General features: G+C 68.3%; 10 protein-coding genes. All 10 read left to right on the forward strand.

Annotated features, from left to right (window positions below; translation table 11 throughout):
• Positions 1 to 6 precede the first annotated feature (6 nt).
• Positions 7 to 936 (forward strand): dihydrodipicolinate synthase family protein, encoded by a 930-nt coding sequence (locus FFS10_RS08120; protein WP_137893384.1) that lies wholly within the window; start codon positions 7 to 9, stop codon positions 934 to 936.
• 146 nt (positions 937 to 1082) lie between these two features.
• The gene (locus FFS10_RS08125; RefSeq protein ID WP_137893386.1) at positions 1083 to 2066 is read left to right on the forward strand and encodes a TRAP transporter substrate-binding protein; all 984 of its coding nucleotides are present in this window, start codon (positions 1083 to 1085) and stop codon (positions 2064 to 2066) included.
• 20 nt (positions 2067 to 2086) lie between these two features.
• A complete protein-coding gene (locus tag FFS10_RS08130) occupies positions 2087 to 2590 on the forward strand; it encodes a TRAP transporter small permease (RefSeq protein ID WP_137893388.1) in 504 nt (167 codons plus the stop codon).
• Positions 2591 to 2603: 13 nt separating this feature from the next.
• Entirely contained in the window at positions 2604 to 3881 is a 1278-nt protein-coding gene (locus tag FFS10_RS08135; protein ID WP_137893390.1) for a TRAP transporter large permease subunit, read from the forward strand.
• Positions 3882 to 3909: 28 nt separating this feature from the next.
• Complete coding sequence (locus FFS10_RS08140) at positions 3910 to 4851, forward strand: YncE family protein (RefSeq protein WP_137893392.1); 942 nt, start codon at positions 3910 to 3912, stop codon at positions 4849 to 4851.
• A gap of 43 nt (positions 4852 to 4894) precedes the next feature.
• A complete protein-coding gene (locus tag FFS10_RS08145; RefSeq protein ID WP_137893394.1) occupies positions 4895 to 5899 on the forward strand; it encodes a TRAP transporter substrate-binding protein in 1005 nt (334 codons plus the stop codon).
• A gap of 19 nt (positions 5900 to 5918) precedes the next feature.
• Positions 5919 to 6848 (forward strand): amidohydrolase family protein, encoded by a 930-nt coding sequence (locus FFS10_RS08150; RefSeq protein ID WP_137893396.1) that lies wholly within the window; start codon positions 5919 to 5921, stop codon positions 6846 to 6848.
• On the forward strand, positions 6845 to 7819 hold the full coding sequence (locus tag FFS10_RS08155; RefSeq protein ID WP_137893398.1) for an amidohydrolase family protein: 975 nt from the start codon (positions 6845 to 6847) through the stop codon (positions 7817 to 7819). The genes FFS10_RS08150 and FFS10_RS08155 overlap by 4 nt, the downstream gene beginning before the upstream one ends.
• 9 nt (positions 7820 to 7828) lie before the next feature.
• Positions 7829 to 8827, forward strand: coding sequence for a TRAP transporter substrate-binding protein (locus FFS10_RS08160; RefSeq protein ID WP_137893400.1), 999 nt, complete (start codon positions 7829 to 7831; stop codon positions 8825 to 8827).
• Between the two features lie 26 nt (positions 8828 to 8853).
• Positions 8854 to 9269, forward strand: a 416-nt coding sequence (locus FFS10_RS08165) for an aldehyde dehydrogenase family protein (protein ID WP_137893402.1), incomplete at its 3' end; no start/stop codon positions are given.

The raw sequence follows: 9269 nt of genomic DNA on the forward strand, positions 1-9269 counted from the left end.
AGCACCATGCGCGGACTCTCCAACCCCCGCTTTCGCGGCATCTTCCCGGTGGCGCCGACCACCTTCCACGAGGATGGCTCGCTGGACCTCGCCAGCCAGAAGCGCTGCATCGATTTCATGATCGACTCGGGTGTGGACGGCCTGTGCATCCTGGCCAACTTCTCCGAGCAGTTCCTGATCGCCGACGACGAGCGTGAGCTGCTCACGCGCACCGTGCTCGAGCACGTGGCCGGCCGCGTGCCCGTGATCGTGACCACCACGCACACCAGCACGCAGGTGTGCGTCGAGCGCAGCCGCCGCGCCCAGGCCATGGGCGCGGCCATGCTGATGGTGATGCCGCCCTACCACGGCGCCACATTCCGCTTCGGCGAGGCGCAGATCCACGAGTTCTACGCCCGCCTGTCTCATGCTGTGGACATCCCCATCATGGTCCAGGACGCGCCGGCCGCCGGCACGCCGCTGTCGCCCGCCTTCCTGGCGCGCATGGCCAAGGAGATCGAGCATGTGGCCTACTTCAAGATCGAGACGGCCGGCGCCGCCAGCAAGCTGCGCGAGCTGATCCGCCTGGGCGGCGAGGCCATCGAGGGCCCCTGGGACGGCGAGGAGGCCATCACCCTGCTGGCCGACCTGGAGGCCGGCGCCACCGGCGCCATGACCGGCGGCGGCTTCGCCGACGGCATACGCCCCATCATCGAGGCACACCGCCAGGGCAAGCGCGACCTGGCCTTCGAGCTCTACCAGCGCTGGCTGCCTCTGATCAACCACGAGAACCGCCAGGCCGGCTTCCTGGCCGCCAAAGCACTCATGAAAGAAGGCGGCGTGATCGCCTGCGACGCGCCGCGCCATCCTTGGCCCGCCATGCACCCCGAAGTGCGCCGCCAGCTCATCGACATCGCGCGCCGGCTCGACCCGCTGGTGCTGCGCTGGGGCGAGTAGCAACCCCGGGGGGCTTTCCCCGCCACTCAAGCGAAAACCAGCCTGCCCCGCAGCCCCGGGGCAGGCGAACGGGCCGCATCCGCGCGCCCGCGACGGCGCACGCCCGTACCCCCGGACGTGTCCTAGAACCACCACCGGAGACAGACATGAAACGACTCACCTTCCTCAAGCTCGCCGCCTCGGCCCTGATGCTCTCGGCAGCCGTGACCGCGCAGGCCCAGACCACCAGGATCCGCTTCGCCCACGCCGGGCCCGAGACCGCGTCGCAGCACCAGGCAGCCCTGGAGTTCGCCAAGCTGGTCAAGGAGCGCAGCAAGGGCCAGCTCGAGGTTCAGGTCTACCCCAGCAGCCAGCTGGGCAACGACTCCACCGTGCTGGGCGCGGTGCGCGGCGGCACCATCGACATGATGATGGCCGGCAGCGGCAATTTCTCGGGCCTGGCCTCCAGGTTCGAGCTGCTCGACATTCCCTTCCTGTTCCGCGATCCGGCCCATGCCTACGCCACCGTGGACGGCGAGATCGGCCAGCGCCTGATGAAGGATCTGGAGTCGCACGGCCTCAAGCCCCTGGCCTTCTGGGAGGTGGGCTTCCGATCCATCACCACCAAGAACCGCGCCGTGCGCACGCCCGACGACGTCAAGGGCCTGAAGATCCGCACCATGGGCAACCCGGTCCACATCCAGGCCTGGAAGATGCTGGGCAGCAACCCGCTGCCCATGCCGCTGGGCGAGCTCTACCAGGCCCTGGAATCGGGCGCGGTGGATGCGCAGGAGCACCCGGTCGACATCACCCATGCGGCCAAGTTCTACGAAGTGCAAAAGCACCTCACCATGACCCGCCATGCCTTCACCGCGATGCCGGTGGTGTTCAGCAAGCCCAAGTTCGACGCGCTCAAGCCCGAGCTGCAGAAGGCGCTGGTCGACAGCGCCAACGATGCCAAGCTGTTCCAGCGCAGCAGCAACCAGAAGAACGAGGCCGGCATCATCGCCGACCTGCGCAAGCGCGGCATGTCGGTGATCGAGAGCTACGACCCCGCGCCGTTCAAGGCCATCGTCGGCGACGCCGTGCGCAAGGCCTACGTGACCAAGAACGGCCCCGAGCTGCTGGCCGCGGTGGACGCGGTCAAGTAAGCGCAGGCGCAGGAGTTCTTATGAGATCCCATCTGTTCACGCGCGGCGTGGAGTGGCTGCTGATCGCCCTGCTCGCCGTCATGGTGGTGCTGGTGTTCGGCAACGTCGTGCTGCGCTATGCCTTCAATTCCGGCATCGTGTTCTCCGAGGAGGTGTCGCGCTTCGTCTTCATGTGGCTGACCCTGATCGGCGCCCTGGTGGTGATGAAGGACAAGGCTCACCTGGGCATGTCCAGCCTGGTCGACCGGCTGGGCGAGACCGGCCAGCGCATCTGCCGCTTCGCCTCCGACGCGCTGACGCTGGGCTGCTGCGTGCTGCTGGCGCACGGGGCCTGGAAGCAGGTGGTGATCGGCATGGACAACCGCGCGCCGGTGACCGATCTGCCGCTGGGCGTGGTCTACCTGTGCCTGCTGATCAGCAGCGCCGGCATGGCCTTGATGCTGGCTCTGTCGCTGGCGCGCCAGCTGGCCGGCCGCATGGGCCGCGAGGAACTGGTGCCGCAGGCCGTCAGCGCCGGCGAATGAAAGCGAGCCCGTCATGACCATCTCCGTTTTCCTGTTCTCGCTGCTCGGCGCCATGGCGCTGGGCATGCCCATCGCGTTCGCGCTGCTGGCCTGCGGCGTGGCGCTGATGGTCCACCTCGACAGCTTCGACACGCAGATCCTCGCGCAGAACCTGCTCGAGGGCGTCAACAACTACCCGCTGATGGCCGTGCCCTTCTTCATGCTGGCCGGCGAGCTGATGAACGCGGGCGGCCTGTCGCGGCGCATCGTCTCCGTGGCCGAGGCCCTGGTGGGCCATGTGCGCGGCGGCCTGGGCTACGTGGCGATCCTGGCCTGCGTGATCGTGGCCAGCATCTCCGGCTCGGCGGTGGCGGACACCGCGGCCGTGGCGGCGCTGCTGATTCCCATGATGCGCCAGGCCGGCTACGACGTGCCGCGCTCGGCCGGCCTGATCGCGGCCGGCGGCATCATCGCGCCCATCATCCCGCCTTCGATCGCCTTCGTGGTGTTCGGCGTGGCGGCCCAGGTGTCGATCACCAAGCTGTTCCTGGCCGGCATCTTCCCGGGCCTGATGATGGCCGCGGCCCTGGCCTTCACCTGGTGGCTTTGCGCGAAGAAGGAGCCCATCGCCACGGACCGCAGGTTCGACGTCGCCAAGCTGCGCCGCGCCCTGGTGGACGGTGTCTGGGCGCTGGCGCTGCCCGGCGTCATCATCGGGGGCATGAAGTTCGGCGTGTTCACGCCCACCGAGGCCGCCGTGGTTGCCGTGGTCTATGCGCTGCTGGTGGGCCGCTTCGTCTACCGCGAGCTCAAACTGCACCAGGTGCCCGAGCTGATGCTGACCGCGGCCAAGACCTCCAGCACGGTGATGTTCCTGGTGGCCTGCGCCCTGGTCTCGGCCTGGCTGATCACCATTGCGGACATCCCGGCCCAGGCCACGGCGCTGCTGCAGCCCTTCATGGACAGCCCGATCCTGCTGATGTTCGTGATCATGATCCTGGTGATCGTGGTCGGCACCGCCCTGGACCTGATGCCCACGGTGCTGATCCTCTCGCCCATCCTGATGCCCGTGGTCAAGCAGGCCGGCATAGACCCGATCTACTTCGGCGTGATGTTCATCATGAACAATGCCATCGGCCTGCTCACGCCGCCCGTGGGCACGGTGCTCAACGTGGTCGCCGGCGTGGCCAGGACCGGCCTGGACGGCGTCATCAAGGGCGTCTGGCCCTTCCTGGCGGCGCAGACCGTGCTGCTGTTCCTGTTCGTGCTGTTCCCCTCGCTGGTCACCGTGCCGGCCGGCTGGTTCCGCTAGAGACGATCCAACTCCCCAGAGCCTCATCATGACCCGCGAAACCCTGTTGCTGGTGCAGAAATGCGCCCACACCTTCAGCTTCTACGACCTGGCCACCGGCAAGGCCGACAAGCACATCGTTCTGCCCAATTTTCCGCATGAGTTCACGGTGGATCCGCTGCGCCGGCGCGCCTACGTGGGCCACTACGGCATAGAGACCGCCAGCCACCTAGGCGATGCGGGCGGGCACTCGGTGTTCGTGATCGACCTGGACCGGCGCGAGCATGTGGCCACGCTGAACCTCTGGCCCTACTACCGCCCGCACGGATTGACGGTCGACGGCGAGGGGCGGCTCTACGTCATGTCGGAAGCGCACAACGTGCTGCTGCGCTTCTCCGACCCGGTCAACCGCCATGTGCCCGACCTGGCCGTGCCCTCGGGCGGCTACAAGACCCATCTGTTTGCGCTGACCCGCGATGCGCAGACGGCCTATGCGCTCAACCTGCTGTCGAACACGGTCACCAAGATCAAGCCCAACGACCCGACCTTCGCACCAGTGGCCATGGTGCCGGGGCCGGTGCCGGAAGGCAATGTGCTGTCGGCGGACGAGTCGCTGCTCTACGTGGCCAACCGCGGCGACGACAGCATCGTGGCCGTGGACACGGCCAGCATGAAGGTCGTGGCCCGGGGCAAGACCCGGCGCGACCCGAACCGGGTCTATCGGTTCCGCGGCGCGCAGGGGCAGGACCTGCTGCTCACCACCAACTCGGGCGAGCAGTCGCTGTCCATTTTCCGCACCGATCTGGAAGAGCAGCGCTGCTTCGCCCTGCCCAGCAATCCGCTGGCCCTGTCCTTCCATCCGTCCGACCGCGCGGCCTACATCTCGTTCCAGGACGAGACGGTGCGTCGCCTCAACCTCGACAGTTTCGAATTTGAGCAGGAGATCAAAACCCTGCGCGAGCCCGATTCCTCCTATGTGTGGCAGCACTGAGCCTTCGAAACCCTGGTCCACGAGAAGAAACTGGAGACATACCATGAAGATTCGCCGCACAACGCTGCGCGCCATCACCACCATCGCCGGCAGCCTGCTGGCCATGACGCTGGCGCTGCCCCAGCTCGCCCAGGCCCAGGCTGTCAAGTTGCGCCTGGCGCATTCGGGCGCCGAAGCCGAGACACAGCATGCCGCGGCGCTGGAGTTCGCGCGCCAAGTCAAGGCCCGCACCGGCGGCCAGGTGGAGATCCAGGTCTACCCGGCCAGCGTGCTGGGCAACGACAACACGGCCATTGCCGGCGTGCGCGGCGGAACCATCGACCTGTGCACCTCGGGCACGCCTTATTTCACGGGCATGGTGGGGCGCATGAACGTGCTGGACCTGCCCTACATCTTCGCGAGCGCCGAGCACGCCTACAAGGTGCTGGACGGCGCGATCGGCCGCGACCTGCTCGACGAGCTGGAGGGCCACGGCCTCAAGGGCCTGGCCTACTGGGAGGTGGGCTTTCGCAGCCTGACCAATTCGCGCCGGCCGGTGCGCCAGCCCGAGGACATCAAGGGCCTGAAGATTCGCACCACGCCCAACCCGGCCCACCTCAAGGCCTTCCAGATCTTCGGCGCGGCGCCCACGCCGATGCCGATCGCCGAGGTGTTCTCGGCGCTGGAGAACAAGGCCGTGGACGGGCAGGAGAACCCGGTGGGCATCGTGCGCGGCGCCAAGCTCTACGAGGTGCAGAAGTACATGTCGATGACGCGCCACGCCTACACCGCCATGCCGGTGGTGATGAACAAGGCGAAGTTCGCCTCGCTCTCGCCCGCCCAGCAGCAGGCCCTGACGGAAGCCGCGCTGGCCGCCGGCAGCCTCCAGCGCGAGCTGATCCGCAAGAGCGAGGCCGGCGACATCGCCTTCCTGCGCGCCAACGGCGTACAGGTCGAGGAGAACATCAACCCCGAGCCGTTCCGCAAGCTGGTGGCCGAGCCGATCAAGCAGCTGTTCGCCGAAAAGCACGGCACGCAGCTGGTGGACGCGGTGCTCCAGGCGCGCTGACAGCAAGAAGGGGGCAGACATGGAAGCTTCGAACCCGCTGCTGCAGGACATGCCCATCGTCGACGCGCACCATCACCTGTGGGACCTGTCGCGCGGCCGCTACCCCTGGCTGCAGCAGGACTACGACGCCGACAAGTTCTTCCTGGGCGACTACCGGGCGCTGTGCCAGGATTTCCTGCCCGCGCATTACCGCGAGGCCAGCGCCGGCTGCCGCGTGATCGCGACCGTGCATGTGGAGGCCGAGCGCGACCGCAGCGAACAGCTGGCCGAGACCGCGTGGCTGCACGAGCAGCATGCCGAGCACGGCTTTCCCAACGCCGTGGTGGCCCATGCCTGGCTGGACCGGCCCGAAACCGACGAGCGGCTGCGCGAGCACCTGCGCTATCCGCTGGTGCGCGGGATTCGCAGCAAGCCCGTGACCGCGGAATCGCCCGTCGAATCCGTGCGCGGCCAGCCCGGCACCATGCAGGACGAGGCCTGGCTGCGCGGCCTGTCGCTCTTGCCCCAGCTCGGTCTGAGCTGGGACCTGCGCGTGCCGTCCTGGCACCTGGCCGAGGCGGCCGAGGTGGCAGCGCAGTTTCCCCAGCTGCCCATAGCTCTCAACCACCATGGCTTCGCCTGGGATCGCAGCGAGGAGGGCCTCAAGCGCTGGCGCGACGCCATGGCGGTGCTCGCGCGCCAGCCCAACGTGCACGTCAAGCTGTCCGAGTTCGGCCTGCGCGACCGCGCCTGGCACTGGGCGGACAACGCTCGCATCGTGCGCGAGACCCTGGCCATCTTCGGCTGGCAGCGCTGCATGTTCGCCAGCAACTTCCCGGTGGCGGGCCTGCGCGTCGGCTACCGGGAACTGGTGAGCGGCATGCTGCGCATGCTGCAGGACCTGACGCCGGCCCAGCAGCGCGCCGTGATGGCCGACAACGCGCTGCGCTTCTACAGGATAGCCGCATGAGCCCAGGCGACCTGGCGCAGGCGAGGGCGGAGTTCCTCGCGACGGGGGATGAGCGGCTGCTGCCCATCGTCGATGCCCACCACCATTTCTGGGACTTGGCGCTGAACCCCCATCCCTGGCTGCAACAGCGGCCGCTGATTCCCTTCCGCTACGGCGACTACAGCGCGATCTGCCGCAGTTTCCTGCCCGAGGACTACCGCCGCCAAGTCGGCCCTCATCGGGTGCTGCGCCATGTGCTGATGGAAGGCGAATGGGATCCGCAGGACGCGGCGGGCGAGGCGCGCTGGGTTCAGGCCCTGGCCAGCCAGACCGGCGCACCGCATGCGATGGCGGCCCAGGCCTGGCTCGACCGCGACGACCTGGACGAGCTGCTGGCCGCCTACGCGCAGCTGCCCCTGGTGCGCAGCGTGCGGCACAAGCCCCGCAGCGTGGCCCGGGACGCGCACCGGCCGGACTACGCGGCGCCCGGGTCCATGCGCTGCCCGCGCTGGCGCGCCGGCTACGCCAGGCTGGAGGCGGCCGGCCTGATGTTCGAACTGCAGGCACCCTGGTGGCACTTTGCCGAGGCGGCCGAACTGGCGCGCGATTTTCCGCGTACCCGCATCGTGATCAACCACGCTGGCCTGCCGGCCGAACGCGACCCGGTTTCGCTCGCCGCCTGGCGCCGCGCGCTGGAGGCAATGGCCGGGCAGCCCAACGTGTTCCTCAAGATTTCCGGCCTGGGCGTCGCGGGCCGGCGCTGGACGCCCGAGCTCCAGACAGGCGTGGTCGGCGATGCGATCCGCATCTTCGGCTGGCAGCGCTGCATGTTCGCGAGCAACCATCCCGTCGATGGGCTGGTGGCCTCGCTGGATCAGATCTTCCAGGGCTTCAAGACCTTGACGGCCGGCCTGCCGCGTGAGCAGCGCCTGGCCCTGTTTTGCGACAACGCGGCCGGCTTGTACGGCCTCAGTTCAACCCCCAAGCAATAGGAGACGATCATGAAAAAAGCATGGAAACTGGCCCTGCTGGTGGCGGCCCTGGCCGGCAGCGCCCTGGCCGGCGCGCAGGAGATCCTGGCCAAGTTCGGCACCAGCCTTCCCGACAGCCATCCCCAGACCCTGGGCGCGCGCAAGTTCGCCGAACTGGTCGAGGCCAAGACGGCGGGGCGCATCAAGGTGGCCGTGTACTCGGCCGGCCAGCTCGGCAGCGATGTGCAGATGCAGTCGGCGCTGCAGGGCGGCACCCAGGAGTTCACCGCCCCCTCGACCGCCACCCTGGCCGGGCTGGTGAAGGACTTCGGCGTGCTGGGCCTGCCGTTCTCGTTCGCGAGCGAGAAGGAGGCCGACACCGTGCTGGACGGGCCCTTCGGCCGGAAGCTGCTGGCCAAGCTGCCGGACAAGGGCCTGGTGGGCCTGGCGTTCTGGGAGAACGGCTTTCGCAACGTCACCAACAGCAAGCGGCCGGTCACGCGCGCCGAGGACATCGCGGGCCTGAAGATCCGAACCATGCAGAACAGCCTGTACATCGACATGTTCGGCGGCCTGGGCGCCAACCCCGTGCCCATGGCGGTGACCGAGCTGTTCACGGCGCTCGAGTCCAGGGCCGTGGATGCGCAGGAGAACCCCTACACCGTGGTGCACGCGCAGAAGTTCTACGACGTGCAGAAATACCTGTCGACCACCGGCCATGCCTACGACGCGCTGGTGCTCACGGCGTCGCGCAAGTTCTGGGACCGGCTCTCGCCGGTCGACCAGAAGGCGCTGCAGGAGGCCGCCGCCGAGGCCACCGCTTTCGAGCGCAAGACCAGCCGCGAGCTCAACGCCAGGCTGCGCGAGGAGCTGACCAAGCTCGGCATGCAGATCAACGAGGTCTCGCCCCAGGAAAGGGCCCGCATGCGCGACAAGCTGCAGCCGGTCATCGCCAAGCACACGGCCGGCGCCGGCGAAGACGTGGCGCGCGAATTCTTTGCCGAGATCGACAAGGCGCGCAAGCGCTGATACCGAGCACCGCCTCGTAATCCCTCATGACCTCCAAACACGACAACCTCATCAACGGCGAATGGCTGGCCGGCGCCGGCTACGCGCCCAACCTGAACCCCAGCAACCTGGCCGACGTGATCGGCGAGTACGCGCAGGGCGATACGGCCCAGCTCGACGCGGCCGTGCGCGCGGCCCGGGCGGCCTTTCCCGCCTGGGCCACCAGCGGCATCCAGGCGCGCTTCGATGCGCTGGACAAGATAGGCAGCGAGATCCTGGCGCGCAAGGAAGAGCTGGGCACCCTGCTGGCGCGCGAGGAGGGCAAGACCCGCGCCGAAGGCATAGGCGAGGCCGCGCGCGCCGGCGCCATCTTCAAGTTCTTCGCCGGCGAATGCCTGCGCGGAGCGGGCGAGACCCTGCCCTCGGTGCGCCCCGGCATAGGCGTGGAGATCACGCGCGAGCC

The sequence above is a fragment of the Ramlibacter sp. 2FC genome (assembly GCF_005503345.1).
Lineage (GTDB): Bacteria > Pseudomonadota > Gammaproteobacteria > Burkholderiales > Burkholderiaceae_C > SCMQ01.

What these genes read in the sequence shown, in the direction of transcription:
- FFS10_RS08130 (WP_137893388.1), top strand. Translation starts at nt 2,087, where the DNA reads ATGAGATCCCATCTGTTCACGCGCGGCGTGGAGTGGCTGCTGATCGCC.
- FFS10_RS08160 (WP_137893400.1), top strand. Translation starts at nt 7,829, where the DNA reads ATGAAAAAAGCATGGAAACTGGCCCTGCTGGTGGCGGCCCTGGCCGGC.
- FFS10_RS08140 (WP_137893392.1), top strand. Translation starts at nt 3,910, where the DNA reads ATGACCCGCGAAACCCTGTTGCTGGTGCAGAAATGCGCCCACACCTTC.
- FFS10_RS08145 (WP_137893394.1), top strand. Translation starts at nt 4,895, where the DNA reads ATGAAGATTCGCCGCACAACGCTGCGCGCCATCACCACCATCGCCGGC.
- FFS10_RS08120 (WP_137893384.1), top strand. Translation starts at nt 7, where the DNA reads ATGCGCGGACTCTCCAACCCCCGCTTTCGCGGCATCTTCCCGGTGGCG.
- FFS10_RS08155 (WP_137893398.1), top strand. Translation starts at nt 6,845, where the DNA reads ATGAGCCCAGGCGACCTGGCGCAGGCGAGGGCGGAGTTCCTCGCGACG.
- FFS10_RS08135 (WP_137893390.1), top strand. Translation starts at nt 2,604, where the DNA reads ATGACCATCTCCGTTTTCCTGTTCTCGCTGCTCGGCGCCATGGCGCTG.
- FFS10_RS08150 (WP_137893396.1), top strand. Translation starts at nt 5,919, where the DNA reads ATGGAAGCTTCGAACCCGCTGCTGCAGGACATGCCCATCGTCGACGCG.
- FFS10_RS08125 (WP_137893386.1), top strand. Translation starts at nt 1,083, where the DNA reads ATGAAACGACTCACCTTCCTCAAGCTCGCCGCCTCGGCCCTGATGCTC.